The 14,414-nt window shown below is 41.3% G+C and carries 13 protein-coding genes; 8 read left to right on the top strand and 5 right to left on the bottom strand.

The annotated features are described in order from the left end of the window. Window positions 1-92: 92 nt before the first annotated feature. Complete coding sequence (locus tag JF50_RS01465) at window positions 93-548, bottom strand: tetratricopeptide repeat protein (protein ID WP_039607750.1); 456 nt, start codon at window positions 546-548, stop codon at window positions 93-95. Window positions 549-667: 119 nt separating this feature from the next. Between JF50_RS01465 and JF50_RS01470 the strand changes: the two genes are divergently transcribed. Continuing rightward, the gene (locus tag JF50_RS01470; protein WP_039607751.1) at window positions 668-1,957 is read left to right on the top strand and encodes an NCS2 family permease; all 1,290 of its coding nucleotides are present in this window, start codon (window positions 668-670) and stop codon (window positions 1,955-1,957) included. Here JF50_RS01470 and JF50_RS01475 read toward each other — a convergent pair whose 3' ends face one another. After that, window positions 1,958-2,719 (bottom strand): hypothetical protein, encoded by a 762-nt coding sequence (locus tag JF50_RS01475; RefSeq protein WP_039607752.1) that lies wholly within the window; start codon window positions 2,717-2,719, stop codon window positions 1,958-1,960. It abuts the gene before it with no gap. 279 nt (window positions 2,720-2,998) lie between these two features. Between JF50_RS01475 and cysB the strand changes: the two genes are divergently transcribed. Beyond that, on the top strand, window positions 2,999-3,976 hold the full coding sequence (gene cysB / locus JF50_RS01480; protein ID WP_039607753.1) for an HTH-type transcriptional regulator CysB: 978 nt from the start codon (window positions 2,999-3,001) through the stop codon (window positions 3,974-3,976). Between the two features lie 54 nt (window positions 3,977-4,030). Here the strand turns inward: cysB and JF50_RS01485 are convergent, their stop codons facing one another. The 3 genes from JF50_RS01485 to pabB all read right to left on the bottom strand — a co-directional run bounded on the left by JF50_RS01485 (window position 4,031) and on the right by pabB (window position 7,408). Next, window positions 4,031-5,407, bottom strand: a complete 1,377-nt coding sequence (locus JF50_RS01485) for an L-serine ammonia-lyase (protein ID WP_039607754.1) — start codon at window positions 5,405-5,407, stop codon at window positions 4,031-4,033. A 100-nt stretch (window positions 5,408-5,507) separates the two neighbouring features. Next, window positions 5,508-6,065 carry an NUDIX hydrolase gene (locus tag JF50_RS01490; protein WP_039607755.1) on the bottom strand — a complete coding sequence of 186 codons (558 nt, stop codon included), beginning with the start codon at window positions 6,063-6,065 and terminating at the stop codon, window positions 5,508-5,510. Beyond that, window positions 6,062-7,408 (bottom strand): aminodeoxychorismate synthase component I, encoded by a 1,347-nt coding sequence (gene pabB / locus JF50_RS01495; protein WP_039607756.1) that lies wholly within the window; start codon window positions 7,406-7,408, stop codon window positions 6,062-6,064. Before pabB ends, JF50_RS01490 begins: the two co-directional genes overlap by 4 nt. A 235-nt stretch (window positions 7,409-7,643) precedes the next feature. Between pabB and JF50_RS01500 the strand changes: the two genes are divergently transcribed. The 6 genes from JF50_RS01500 to JF50_RS01525 all read left to right on the top strand — a co-directional run bounded on the left by JF50_RS01500 (window position 7,644) and on the right by JF50_RS01525 (window position 14,405). Continuing rightward, a complete protein-coding gene (locus tag JF50_RS01500; protein WP_039607757.1) occupies window positions 7,644-9,170 on the top strand; it encodes a fumarate hydratase in 1,527 nt (508 codons plus the stop codon). A 424-nt stretch (window positions 9,171-9,594) separates the two neighbouring features. Beyond that, window positions 9,595-10,635 carry a Leu/Phe/Val dehydrogenase gene (locus JF50_RS01505; RefSeq protein ID WP_039607758.1) on the top strand — a complete coding sequence of 347 codons (1,041 nt, stop codon included), beginning with the start codon at window positions 9,595-9,597 and terminating at the stop codon, window positions 10,633-10,635. A gap of 59 nt (window positions 10,636-10,694) precedes the next feature. Further along, the gene (locus tag JF50_RS01510) at window positions 10,695-11,360 is read left to right on the top strand and encodes a CatA-like O-acetyltransferase (RefSeq protein ID WP_052262084.1); all 666 of its coding nucleotides are present in this window, start codon (window positions 10,695-10,697) and stop codon (window positions 11,358-11,360) included. A gap of 379 nt (window positions 11,361-11,739) precedes the next feature. After that, complete coding sequence (locus tag JF50_RS01515; RefSeq protein WP_039607759.1) at window positions 11,740-12,510, top strand: DUF3450 domain-containing protein; 771 nt, start codon at window positions 11,740-11,742, stop codon at window positions 12,508-12,510. 6 nt (window positions 12,511-12,516) lie between these two features. Next, the gene (locus JF50_RS01520) at window positions 12,517-13,881 is read left to right on the top strand and encodes a MotA/TolQ/ExbB proton channel family protein (protein WP_039607760.1); all 1,365 of its coding nucleotides are present in this window, start codon (window positions 12,517-12,519) and stop codon (window positions 13,879-13,881) included. Then, window positions 13,881-14,405 carry a MotA/TolQ/ExbB proton channel family protein gene (locus JF50_RS01525; protein ID WP_039607761.1) on the top strand — a complete coding sequence of 175 codons (525 nt, stop codon included), beginning with the start codon at window positions 13,881-13,883 and terminating at the stop codon, window positions 14,403-14,405. The genes JF50_RS01520 and JF50_RS01525 overlap by 1 nt, the downstream gene beginning before the upstream one ends. Window positions 14,406-14,414: the final 9 nt, after the last annotated feature.

The following is a 14,414-nucleotide window of genomic DNA, read 5'->3' on the forward strand; positions in this document are numbered from 1 at the left end:
TACAGTATATATACAGTATTTCATACAGTGGTTTTAATCAAGTTTTATTTGATGATTTTTTGTTCTTTTTTCACTCAAGAGATCATAGCAAGCTATCTATGTGCGCCGAAATGCGTTTGCTGATGGATTTGTTCGAATAATGTTGCGGCATAACACTGAGCATCTATATAACGCTTCGTTGTTAAGTGTGGGCGGACTTCATTTAGCGTACTTTGCGCGGCATTATTACCTTGGCTTTGGGCAAGGCTTAGCCATGCGACACCGTGAAAAACACTTTTAGGCACCCCTTGCCCTTTGATAAATAGCAAACCTAAATAGAATTGGGCTTTATTATCTCCTGACATCGCTGCGAGTCTCATCCACTTGGCAGCCAAGGGATATTGTTTTTCTTTGATGTAATAAAGGCCTTTTTTATAAGCTTGCTCGGGTTCTTGTTCATTTGGCCAGCTGTGTTTGGGGTCAGGCTCTTGAGTCACAAACTCGAGCACATTGAGTAGTTGTTGCTCTAGGTCACCACTGTGTGCTTTTGTTGATAGATTGCTTTTCATACTCACTTCACTTATTACAACTTAGTCTTCATTGTAGCTGATTTTTACTTTATTTGTCCGTTAAAGGGCATGATTTATGGTAAAATCGCGGCCCTCGTTTCCATTTAAAATACAAAGACATGCTAGAAAAATTATTTTCGCTCAAGTCGCTACACACGGATGTAAAAACCGAAGTTGTAGCGGGACTCACAACATTTATCACCATGGTTTATATTGTATTTGTTAACCCAGCGATGCTTGCTGAAGCAGGAATAGATCACGGGGCGGCATTTGTTGCTACTTGCCTGGCTGCCGCAATTGGTTGTTTTATCATGGGCTTTATTGCTAATTATCCGCTGGCATTGGCACCAGGTATGGGCTTAAACGCATTTTTTACCTATGGAGTTGTTTTAGGTATGGGCCATAGTTGGCAAACTGCGCTTGGTGCTGTGTTCTTATCTGGGTGTTTATTTTTATTGTTAAGTCTCTTTAAAGTGAGAGAGTGGGTCATACAAGCTATTCCTGTGGTGTTAAAGCGTGCTATCGCTACAGGTATAGGTGCATTTTTGGCGCTGATAGCCCTTAAAAATGCAGGCATAATTGTGGCGAGTCCTGCAACGCTTGTACAGTTAGGCGACATCACCAGCCCAGGCCCTTTATTGGCAATTTTTAGCTTGTTTGTTATTACTGCATTGATGTACAGAGAATGGAAAAGCGGGGTATTGATAAGCATATTATTGGTCACGGTCATTGCTTGGGCATTGGGGTTAGTGGATTACCAGGGGATTGTTTCTGCACCGCCCAGTATTGAGCCCACATTTGGTCAGCTAGACATCGCTGGTGCTTTAGAAATATCGATGTTGAGTGTGGTATTTGCATTTTTATTTGTTGATTTGTTCGATACCAGTGGCACGCTTGTGGCCGTGACACAAAAAGCGGGCATTGCTGACGATAAAGGTAATATGCCAAGGCTGGGGCGAGCACTGTCAGCTGATAGCTCAGCTACAGTGGCTGGGTCATTTCTAGGGACCTCTACTACGACTTCCTACATTGAATCGGTATCAGGTGTTTCAGTTGGTGGGCGTACTGGCCTAACCGCAGTTGTAGTTGGTTGTTGCTTTTTGCTTATGATGTTCTTCGCGCCCTTGGCCAAAATGGTACCAGCATACGCAACTGCTGGTGCAATCCTCTATGTATCCGTGCTCATGTTACAAAATTTGAAGTTGGTAAATTGGGATGATATGACAGACGCGATTCCTGTGAGTGTTGTCCTATTAATGACACCACTCACGTTTTCAATAGCGCATGGTATTGCGTTAGGGTTTATCGCTTACACCGCGGTCAAATTGGCATGTAATAAAAAAGAAGAGATATCCATCAGTGTTTGGGTACTGACGATATTATTCATTGTTAAATTTGCAATCAGCTGATCACCATTTCTTTTTCGGTGCGAAAAGGACATCTAAATCGTCCTTTTCTTTCTCTGCTTTTTTCTTAACTGCCGATGCGTTAGAGGCCTTAAGCTCGGTACTGATTTCGTTCAGGTAGCTTTCCAGCTGATTTTTCTTCTCTGTAACGTATTCATCACTGTAAGTGACAGCCATAATAGTTGCGTAGGCTTTTTCGAAATACTGTCTTGCTGAGCCAACCATATTGGCTGTTTTTGCAGATAGGCCGCGTTTGATTTGACTTTCTACATTGATCCTCAACTGAATTTTTTCCAATCGGCGATCTTCTTTGACGAAAACTTGTGTATCAACTTTTCCTTTACTGTGTTCCGAGCGAAGAAGCTGACGAAGTTTTTTAATGCCTTGTACTAGGGCAATCAGCTGTTTATCGTTGTCAGGCAGGGCGATATTGTCACTGTCGCTCAGGTTAGCTGGTTCAGAATTCATTCGTTCGCTTGACTCATGAAGACGGTTTTTTAACTCTCGAGAAGTAGGTGAGAGTTCAACCATCGTCGCCAGTGCATTATGTACTCTTTTTTGTATGACCTGAAGCATTGCTCCAGACATAGGTATATTCGCACTATTGACCAGAACATCTTCTGACTCTTCAATGATGCGTTTTTGTTTTGCTAGCTCTTTGCGTCTTTCTGCTTCTTGTTTTTCTTTGTGTTGTTGAATTGCACTAACCCAAACTGCAATTATAACCAAAGCAACAATCAACAATACTATTATGTAAACAAACATACCCGATTCTCTACGAAAACTACCCAAGGCGATAATTTTTTATATTACATCAAACAATTGTATATTGGATAGTTTTAATAACAAGGTGTATGTAAATGAATTTGAATACACCATTTTTCAGTATAGACGTTTCTAATTCGTTTTTCTTATATGATTGCGTAAATGTTACAATAACTATCAGGCTGTCAATAACTATGCTAGTCTTACAAAAGATCCGACTCGGCGTTCAGCGTAAACCAAGTCTTTTATTGGATAACAACTAAAAAAATAAACAATGTTATGAAACTACAACAATTGAAATACATAGTTGAAGTACTTAATCATAATTTGAATGTATCTGCCACTGCTGAGAGTTTGTATACTTCCCAGCCAGGTATTTCAAAACAAGTACGTATGCTAGAAGATGAATTGGGTGTGCAGATATTTGGTCGTAGTGGTAAGCACCTAACTCATGTCACCAGTGCCGGCAATGAAATAATCAATATTGCCAGAGAGATCCTTTCAAAAGTAGAGGGGATAAAAGCGGTTGCAAATGAACATACTTTACCTGATCAAGGTAAGTTGAACATAGCGACCACGCACACGCAAGCGCGTTATGCTTTGCCGCCAGTCATTCAAGGATTTATGCAAAAATACCCTGCTGTATCATTGCATATGCATCAAGGCACACCTCAGCAAATTTCTGATGCCGCGGCCAGAGGGGATGCAGATTTTGCGATTGCAACTGAAGCATTGCACTTATATGGCGATCTAATTATGTTGCCATGCTATCACTGGAATAGAAGTATTGTCGTTACTAAGGATCATCCGTTAGCACAGCTGGGTAAGAACATCACTGTACAAGATGTTGCGAAATATCCATTGATCACTTATGTGTTTGGCTTTACTGGTCGTTCAGAGCTGGACAAAGCGTTCAATGCACATGGCCTCGAGCCGCATATTGTGTTTACTGCGACAGATGCTGATGTCATTAAAACCTATGTCAGATTGGGCTTGGGTGTAGGTGTGCTGGCGACAATGGCAGTTGATGACATTGCTGATAAAGACTTAGTATGTATTGATGCAAGTCATTTGTTTGAGGCAAGTACAACTAAAATTGGCTTTAGAAAAGGCAGCTTCTTACGTGGCTACATGTATGATTTCATAGAGCGATTTGCTCCGCATTTAACAAAAGATGTGGTTGAAAAAGCGAGCTTGATGAGAAATCAAGATGATGTAGACGCGCTCTTTTCAAATGTGACACTGCCAGTGAAGTAAAAACCGTTTTACGCGGTTGAAGTAGAAAACCCAACATGTGTTGGGTTTTTTGTTTTAACACTCGATAATATTTACAGCGAGACCGCCACGGGCCGTCTCTTTGTATTTGGTTTTCATGTCATTACCAGTGTCGAGCATGGTTTTAATTACTTTATCGAGCGATACTTTTTGCTCTCCGGTTCCTCTTAATGCAAGCCTTGATGCATTAATCGCTTTTACAGCGCCCATGGCATTTCGTTCTATACATGGCACTTGCACAAGTCCACCGACTGGATCGCAGGTAAGCCCTAAATTATGTTCCATGCCAATTTCGGCAGCATTTTCAACATGGACGACGTTACCACCCATAATTTCAGTTAATGCGCCTGCAGCCATAGAGCATGCAACACCAACTTCGCCCTGACATCCTACTTCGGCACCTGAAATAGAGGCATTCTTTTTATAAAGAATACCGATGGCTGCTGCTGTGAGTAAGTACTTAGTTGCAATCTCCACATCGACCTCTTTGATGAATGTGTGATAATACATAAGTACGGAAGGCAAAATACCTGCGGCACCATTAGTCGGCGCTGTTACAACGCGACCGCCGGCTGCATTCTCTTCATTGACAGCCAATGCGAATAGGTCGACCCAGTCCATAGCACGAAGCGGGTCGTTACTATTCTCTACATTCAGCTTTAAATATAAGCTAGGTGCTCGACGCTTTACCTTTAAACCACCTGGCAGGATCCCCTCGGTACGCATACCGCGCTCGATACACGCTTTCATTACCTGCCAGATATTAAAGAGCTCATCTTTGATCTCAGTTTCACTGCGTAGTGTTTTTTCATTCGCCATCATCAATGCAGAGACACTTAATCCTGTTTCTTTACAAATTTGAAGTAGCTGTTCTGCAGTATCGAATAAATAAGGCGCTGGGTTTTGTTCGCGTACATCAATCGCTGCTTGTTTTTCAGCTTCAAAATCTTGGTCGGTCACAATAAAGCCACCACCAATTGAATAGTAAATTTGACTGTGTATGAGCTCATCACCCTTGTAAGCTTGGATTTCCATGGCATTAGAGTGCTTAGGTAGTGTTTTACGGCGATGAAAAACAACTGCGCCTTGTTTTGGAAAATCAGCTTTGTGCTGTTGGTCTAGGTATATCACTTGGTCTTGTTCAATTTTTTCGAGTATTTCGGGAACAAGGTCAGCATCGATCGTTTCAGGATCGTGACCAGCAAGACCTAATATCACAGCTTTACCTGAGCCATGGCCAATACCTGTTTGTCCAAGGGAACCAAACAGTTCAACTTTTACAGAAGTGACGTCATCAATTAATTTACTATCTTGTAAATCTTTGACAAAAAGACGCGAAGCGCGCATTGGACCAACAGTATGGGAAGACGATGGCCCAATACCGATGCTAAACATATCGAATGCACTAATCATAAAATTTACTCATCATTGCCTCTGAACGGGCGCACATAATAACGTTAATTATTGCAGAAGTAACCCGTTATAGGATGGAAAATTGACAATTGTAATGAGATTAAGAGAGTGTGCTAGTTAATTTTTTTATAATGCTTGCTGTCGCGCCCCATAAAAGACCATGAGAAGTCATGAATCCGTTGATATTTATGGGCTTGCCACGATATCGACAGGGGTAACTTTGCCATTGATAAGGGTCCATAAGGGCACTTAAAGGTATGGTAAATACGCTGTCTACTTCATTACTTTGATGTTCCCAAGTTGCATATTTCTGAACTCTTGCAACAATGGGAGTAATATGAAATCCACTCAAGGTGCTATGGATTGGAAGTTGCCCCAGTGCACTAATATGGGAGCGACTTAAATTGATTTCCTCAAAAGTTTCTCTTAAGGCTGTGTCAACGGCGGAGTGATCACCATGCTCCACTTTTCCACCGGGAAAACATATTTGACTTGGATGCGACCTTAATTTGGCGTGTCGTTTACACAGCAATATGTGCGCGCCATTGTCTATATCAATGAGTGGGACCAATACTGCACTTTCTACTCCCTGTGTTACACAGCGGGAAGCAGAAAGTGGAGAGAGTCTAAAGCGACTGATTACGTGTTCAAGCTTCATTGCAATACAGGTAAAATCTTATTGACCTTGTGATACGTTTCTTGATACTCAGCGTCTACTTGCGAGTCCGCGACAATGCCACCGCCAGCCCAACAATGAATACGGTTGTTTTCGCACACCAATGTACGGATAGTGATAGAAGTATCCATATCGCCGCAAGCACTGAGATAACCCATAGAACCACAGTACGCACTTCTACGATGTGGTTCAAGTTCTTCTATGATTTCCATCGCTCTGATTTTTGGTGCGCCGGTGATAGAGCCGCCAGGAAACGCAGCTTCCAACTGGTCTACAGCGCTGCATCCCGCTGCTAACTCACTCGTGACAGTACTGACTAAATGATGTACTGCTGGGAAGCTCTCTATTGCAAATAGCTTAGGAACGGTGACAGATCCAGGCTTAGCAACTTTACCCAAATCGTTACGCAGCAAATCTACAATCATGACATTTTCGGCACGGTCTTTATTGCTATTTTGTAACGTTTCAGCCTGAAGTTGGTCTGCTGCGATATCTGATAGGCGGGGTAGTGTGCCTTTGATTGGTTTTGTTTCAACTAGCCTTTGGCGGACGGAGATAAAACGTTCAGGCGAAACAGAAACAATCGCCGCATTTTCACCTAAATTATAATAAGCTGAAAAGGGGGCTCTGTTTTGTTGTCTCAGCTTTTTGTAAGCAGCCCAAGGGGAGCCTTGGTAGATGGCACTAAAACGCTGCGCAAGATTAATTTGGTAACAATCTCCTGAACGCAAATAATCTTGGATACGCTGAAACTTGGTATGGTATTGCTGTTCACTCATATTCGATTGCCAATCGCTTTGCAATTTAAACTGGTGTGACACTGCACTCGGTGTCTCGATGAGCTTAAGGTAGTCACCAAGGCGATCAACATGTGGCTGAGATACGTAATACCACTGGTCCTGTTTGTTATCGAAAATTAAAGCATCAAGGTATAAACCAACAACCGTATCTGGCAATGGAATGTCTGCTGCGGCATTTTGCGGTATTGACTCAATGTAGCGTCCTAAGTCATACCCAAAATAACCAAGCCAACCACCACAGAAAGGCACATCCTCATTTCGTGAAGGGCACAGTTTTTCCAATTCTTGATGTAAAATTTTAAAAACACTGTGTTTTTGAACGAGACCATCTAAAAAAACATGTCCGTTTTTGGCTTCTAGTACACGCGCCGGTGCATAACTAATAATATCGAAACGACTATTTACATGTGTGGCGTCACTGGAATCTAGAAGAATAGCGTATTGTTGCGCTGAAATTTTCTCGAAAACTTCAACCGTAGAGAGTGAAATGTCAACGGCAATGCATTTATTCTGTGCATTTATCATTTACTTGACCCTGAAAACTAGCCCGAAACGGGCGAGGAGGTTATCATAATTAGAAATGAATCTATAGAGTCGAGAAGTGATAACTCATAACCACAATGACAATGTCCTGAGTTTTGGCAAAATGGGGGCATAAAATCATTTTGCGCTTAACTGAATTGTGTGGTGGAGTGAACATTTTTCGACTTACTAAGAACACACCATTTGTATAAAGATAATGGTTACTAAAGGAACCGTCATGAGTATTATCCGTCAACAAGACTTTATTGATAGCATTGAAGATGCGTTACAATATATTTCTTTCTACCATCCACTTGATTTTGTACAAGCGCTAGAGAAAGCGTACAACAATGAGCAAAGCAAGGCGGCTAAAGACGCCATTGCACAGATCCTTATAAACTCACGTATGTCAGCAGAAGGTAAGCGCCCACTTTGTCAGGATACAGGCATTGTTACATGTTTCGTTAAAGTAGGTATGGACGTTAAGTGGGATAAAACCGATTTAACAGTGCAGCAGATGGTTGACGAAGGTACTCGCCGCGCATACACAAACCCAGATAACCCACTTCGTGCATCAATTGTAGCTGATCCAGCTGGTAGTCGTAAAAACACCAAGGACAATACACCATCGGTTGTACATGTAGACTTAGTGCCGGGTGCTGAAGTCGAAGTAATGATAGCAGCTAAAGGTGGCGGCTCTGAAAATAAAACTAAGATGGCAATGCTAAACCCATCTGATGATGTTGCTGCGTGGGTTGAGAAGACGCTACCGACAATGGGTGCTGGTTGGTGTCCACCGGGCATGATAGGGATTGGTATTGGTGGTACTGCTGAAAAAGCAGCAGTATTGGCTAAAGAATCATTAATGGATCCTGTTGATATTCACGATCTTCAAGAGCGTGGCGCTGAGACTGCTGAAGAAAAGCTACGCTTAGAAATTTTTGAAAGAGCAAACAAGTTAGGTATTGGTGCACAAGGTCTCGGTGGTCTGACGACTGTTGTTGATGTGAAAATCAAAACTGCACCAACACATGCGGCATCAAAGCCAGTTGTAATGATCCCGAACTGTGCGGCTACTCGTCACGTACATTTCACACTGGATGGGTCTGGTCCTGCAGATCTTAAAGCTCCAAAACTAGAAGATTGGCCAGAAGTAACGTGGGAAGTGGGTGAAGACACGCGTCGTGTAAATTTAGACACGTTGACTAAAGCTGACATTCAAGATTGGAAGATGGGTGAAACTGTGTTGCTATCCGGTAAAATTTTAACTGGTCGTGATGCCGCTCATAAGCGTCTGCAAGAAATGATTAATTCTGGAGAAGGTCTGCCGGAAGGTGTCGACTTTACTAATAAATTTATTTACTACGTTGGTCCTGTTGATGCCGTGGGTGATGAAGTAGTAGGTCCTGCAGGCCCAACGACGTCAACTCGTATGGATAAGTTTACCGACTTGATGTTAGAAAAAACAGGTCTTGTCGGTATGATTGGTAAGGCGGAGCGTGGTCCTGCAACCGTTGAATCAATTAAGCAGAACAAAGCTGTTTATCTAATGGCAGTAGGTGGTGCGGCATACTTAGTTGCAAAGGCGATTAAGAAGTCCCGTGTTGTTGCTTTTGAAGATTTAGGTATGGAAGCGATTTACGAGTTTGAAGTAGAAGATATGCCAGTAACGGTTGCAGTCGATAGTGAAGGTGCCAATGCGCATACACAAGGTCCTGCTATTTGGAAAGCAAAGATAGAAGAGCTTGATGCAAAGCTAAGCTAACTGACATAAAGAATTAAAATGCGGACTCTTTAGAGTCCGTTTTTTTTGTCTTTATTTTGTACAGAAGGCAGTTAAAGCATCATTGAAATTGAAATTCGGGTGCTTTTTGAGCTGTAACTTTTATGGGTAATATCTTTGTAATGTCCAAAATGTAAATTTATACTTACAGGCGTACTTTGCTTTACGTTTACGTAAACAGATACTATAAAAAATAAAGATATTTTTAATTAATCATGTTTTTATTTTGCCATTAAATAAATCTTTTAGTCTTTATTTTTATATTGTTTGGATTGTTTATGTGTGTTGCTGCGTATGTTAGCTTAGATCATCTCATTTGCTGGATTGCCTAAATAGTTAATGATAGAGTCAGGCGCAATTTCAGCGCTATCTGACCAGGTCAGACAAAAATCGGAGAATAATCAAAGTGGCTGTATTTAACCAAGTTGAATTTGATAACCATGAGCAAGTTGTGTTTTGCTCAGATAAAGAGTCGGGCTTAAAAGCGATTATCGCAGTCCATAGTACCAAACTAGGTCCAGCTGTAGGTGGTTGTCGTCTGTGGGACTATGCAGAAGACCAAGATGCAGTTTATGACGTATTACGTTTATCAAAAGGTATGACTTATAAAAATGCCGTTGCACGTTTACCATTTGGTGGCGGTAAATCAGTAATCATTGGTGATGCAAAAACGGTTAAGTCTGAAGCACTTTTTAGAGCCTTTGGTAAGCACTTAGAAAGATTAGGTGGAAGCTATTACTCTGCTGAAGATGTTAATATCACAACCGGTGATGTAATGGTCATGCACAAAGAGACCAACTATGTATTAGGTCTTGAGGGAAAAAGTGGTAACCCGTCGCCATTTACTGCATTAGGTACATTTCTAGGTATTAAAGCAGCCTATCAACATAAGTTTGGTCACCAAGATTTATCTGGTATAAAAGTATCTGTTCAGGGTTTAGGTGCGGTTGCATACACTTTATGTAAGTATTTACATGAAGCGGGTGCAGAGTTATTTGTGACTGATATCAATGAAGAATCAGTGGCACGTGTTGTCAATGACTTTGGTGCAACAGCGGTCGCAATCGATGAAATCTATGACCTAGATGTTGATGTGTATGCACCTTGTGCACTGGGTGCGACAGTGAATGATGAAACGATCCCACGTATCAAAGCTTCAATCATCGCAGGTTGTGCAAACAATCAGCTAGCTGAACCTAGGCATGGCGACGTACTTCGTGAAAAAGGCGTGTTATACGCTCCGGATTACGTGATTAATGCTGGTGGTATCATCAACGTATATTATGAAACAAAACCTGAAGGGTATGACGAAGCGCAATCTACTAAGCACGTTGAAGGTATTTACGATACGTTAGCTGAAATTTTTAAGCGCTCTGACGAAGAACAAAAGTCAACGCACATCATTGCTGATGAGCTTGCACAAGAAATCATTGAAAACGGTCTTTGATAGAATCATATTAAGGCTATAATGAAGGGCGTATATCGCCCTTTTTTTGTTGTTGTTCTATGAAAGAAATAAATCTCTCCACTTGGGAACGTGCTGAGCACTTTAAATTTTATCAGCATTTTGAAGACCCAAATTTTAATGTCGTCACATCAATTGATACCCATTCTTTATATGCGGACTCTGCGGCGGTGGGTTTGCCATTTTCTGATTGTTATCTTTATTGTTTGAGTAGAACACTTCAAGTGTGTGACTTTATGCGTTATCGCATCGTTGAGGGTAAGCCAGTAGAATTGAATGAAGTTGCAATCAGTAGTACATTTTTAGCCAGTGATAAAACTTTCAGATTTATTTTATTAGATAACGCAGAATCAATTGATGAATTTGTTACAAAAAACAATACTAAAAAGCAAAAAGGTTTAACGCAGTCATTGTTGAACGAAGATTTTTTGTCACAAAGTGGTGCTGTCGATCAAGTATATGTATCCATTTTACCTTGGTTTGAGGTATATGGTTTTAAGCATGCTCGGCACTCTGGGGATAATTTAGGCATACCTAAAGTGATTTTTGGTAAATTTAATAAAGAAGAAAATAGATTATCTGTATCTATAGAGGTACACCATGGACTGCTTGATGGTTATCATTTATCACTGTTTTTGAATGAGTTTTCTGTTCAGATCATTGCATTATGTGCGCATTTACAGCGTAAAAAAAGTTTTATTAGTTGATAATATTGTGTTATATGCAATTCTTTTTTGCGTCATAAATACTCTAAAGCAATGAAATTTAAAGCCAATCTTGTATATTTAGATACATTAAGAAGCGATAGTTGGTTAATTTTTAACTGTAATAAATTGTTAATTAAGTTGCTTTGTGTATGAAAAGTAAGTGATTTAAGTTTTTTTTCTTTGTTTTGTTGTTAATGCAATGTTTTATTTCAATTTATTAGTAGCACCGTCGCAAAATTAGTTTTGAACATGAAGTTGACATGGGCAAATGCATTTAGCATTATTGCACGGTTGATACTTCTAAAAAGGTATCCGGGGTACTCTTCTCTAATAGAGTGCAAAAATTATAAAAGTAACATTACTTAATTGGTTGGGAACTATGTCTGTTAAAATCAGAAAGAGTCTTGTAGCTTCAGCGTTATTTGGCGCAGCAGCATTTGCAAGCAGCAATGTGATGGCAGATCCTTTGAATGACATACAGAAAGTAGGTCAGCAAACTCAAAAGGCTGCTCAAAAGTCTCAAGAAAAAGTTGATAAAATTTACGGTCAGTCAATCGAAATGATTGCCGATTATCGCACGACTGTAGATGAAACAGAGCTTCTAAAAGTATACAACGACCACGTTGCACGTTTGGTAGCGGACCAAAATGCAAATATTGAGTCTCTAGAGCGTCAGATCGCAACAGTTGATAAAACTAAGCAAGACGTTGTGCCTTTGATGTATCGCATGATTGATACACTCGAGCAATTCATCAAAGCGGACGTCCCGTTTGATACAGAAAAGCGTTTAGAGCGTGTTGAAAGACTTCGCGAAACACTTTCTAACGCAAAAGTAACCACTTCAGAGAAATACCGTCAGGTGCTTGAAGCATACACAGTTGAAACTGCGTATGGTACTGCAATGACTGCATCTCAAGGTTCACTGGAAATCAACGGTAAAAATATCAACGTTGACTTCGCACGTTTAGGTCGTATTGCATACGTTGCTCAATCATTCGATCAAAAGAATGCATGGGTTTGGGACAACACTGCAAAGCAGTGGCAAGCGCTAGGTGAAGAGTACCTAAAGCCTGTTAAAGACATGATCCGTATCGCACGTGGTCAGGCTGCCCCTGAACTAGTTAAACTTCCTATTTTTGGCGCGGAGTAATAAAACATGAAGAAACTATTTAAAGGTTTTGCAGTTGCTGCAGCATTAACAGTTTCTGCTGGTGCCGCGTTGAATGCACATGCAAACACGGAAGCACTAGATAAGATCCTTGAGCAAGTTAAACAGAACCGTATTTCTGAAGGTAAAATTAACAAAGCTCGTGAGCAAGAGTTCTTGTCTGAGCGCGCTGACAAGCAAGCTCTTCTTAACAAAGCTAAGCGTGACCTAGCTGCTGAAAAAGCACGTGGCGAGCGTCTTAACAAACAATTCAAGCAAAACGAAGTTACACTTGCTGAGAAAGAAACTGAGCTAGTAAACGCACAGGGTACTCTTGGTGAGATGTTCGGTGTTGTACGTCGTTCAGCAGCAGATGCTATCGGTTCAATCGAAGCGTCAATCGTAAGTGCTGAAAAGCCAGGACGTGCTGAAGTACTTCGTTCTCTAGCAGCAGCTAAAGAACTACCAACTACACGTGAACTAGAAGAGCTTTGGATTGCATTCCAAACTGAAATGACTGAATCTGCAAAGACATCTACTTTCGAAGCTGAAGTAGCTGAGCTAAGCGGTGACATCAATGTTAAGCCAGTTACTCGTATCGGTAACTTCAACCTAATTACTCAAGATGGTTATGTTGTATACGACGCAGAGAACAAAGCGATTGTTCCTCTAGGTAAGCAGCCTGCTTCTAACGTTGTTGCGACTATCGGCGATCTTCTTAATACACCAGCAACTGGTTACGTACCTTTCGTAGTTGATCCAACTCGTGGTGCTATCCTTCGCCTAAACACGCAAAAAGCGAGTGTTGAAGAGCGTTGGCACCAAGGTGACACAGTAGGTTACATCATCACTGCATTACTAGCACTAGGTGCGCTTATTGCATTGGTTCGTTTTGTTGACCTAATGCTTGTTGGTGCGAAGATCAAATCTCAAATCAAGAACGCTAACAACCCAAGTGACAACAACCCACTTGGTCGTATCTTGAAAGTGTACCACGATAATAAGAACCAAGACGTTGAGAACCTTGAGCTTAAACTTGACGAAGCAATTCTACGTGAAACGCCTCGCATTGAAGCTGGTATCAACATCATCAAGATCCTTGCAGCTATCGCACCACTACTTGGTCTACTAGGTACGGTTGTTGGTATGATCTTGACGTTCGAATCAATCACTCTATTCGGTACTGGTGATCCGAAGATCATGGCAGGTAACATCTCTCTAGCACTTGTTACTACAGCACTTGGTCTAATTGCTGCGCTACCATTAATCCTACTTCACGCTATTGTGGCTGGTCGTAGTAAATCAATCCTACACATTCTTGACGAGCAAAGCGCGGGTATCGTTGCTGCGCACGCGGAGAAGGAGAAAGCATAATGCTAGTCCTGGTGGAGACGTGGGAATCTATCAGGGATTTTGTTGCTACAGGCGGCGACGTACTTTTCGTTGTCGCAATGGCACTCTTTCTTATGTGGGTATTAATGATTGAGCGCTATTGGTTCCTATTAGTTGAGTTCCCTAGAATGCATAAGGGGATTGTAGCTAGATGGGATGCCCGCCAAGATACTACATCTTGGTACGCACACAGAATCCGTGAAGCATGGGTTTCTGAAGCGTCTGAAAAATTAGATGAGCGTATGTTGATTATCAAGACATTGGTTGCAATGTGTCCATTAATCGGTCTACTAGGTACAGTAACAGGTATGATTTCAGTATTTGAAACCATGGCTACTCAAGGTACCGGTAACCCGCGTTTGATGGCGTCAGGTATTTCAATGGCAACGATACCAACAATGGCTGGAATGGTTGCGGCACTATCAGGTGTATTCTTTAGCACTCGTCTTGAAGCGAGAGCAAAAATGGCTAAAGAAAAACTTATCGATAGTTTGCCACATCACTAGAGAGAGATA

Origin of the sequence: Pseudoalteromonas luteoviolacea (genome assembly GCF_000814765.1) — a bacterium.
Lineage (GTDB): Bacteria > Pseudomonadota > Gammaproteobacteria > Enterobacterales > Alteromonadaceae > Pseudoalteromonas > Pseudoalteromonas luteoviolacea_H.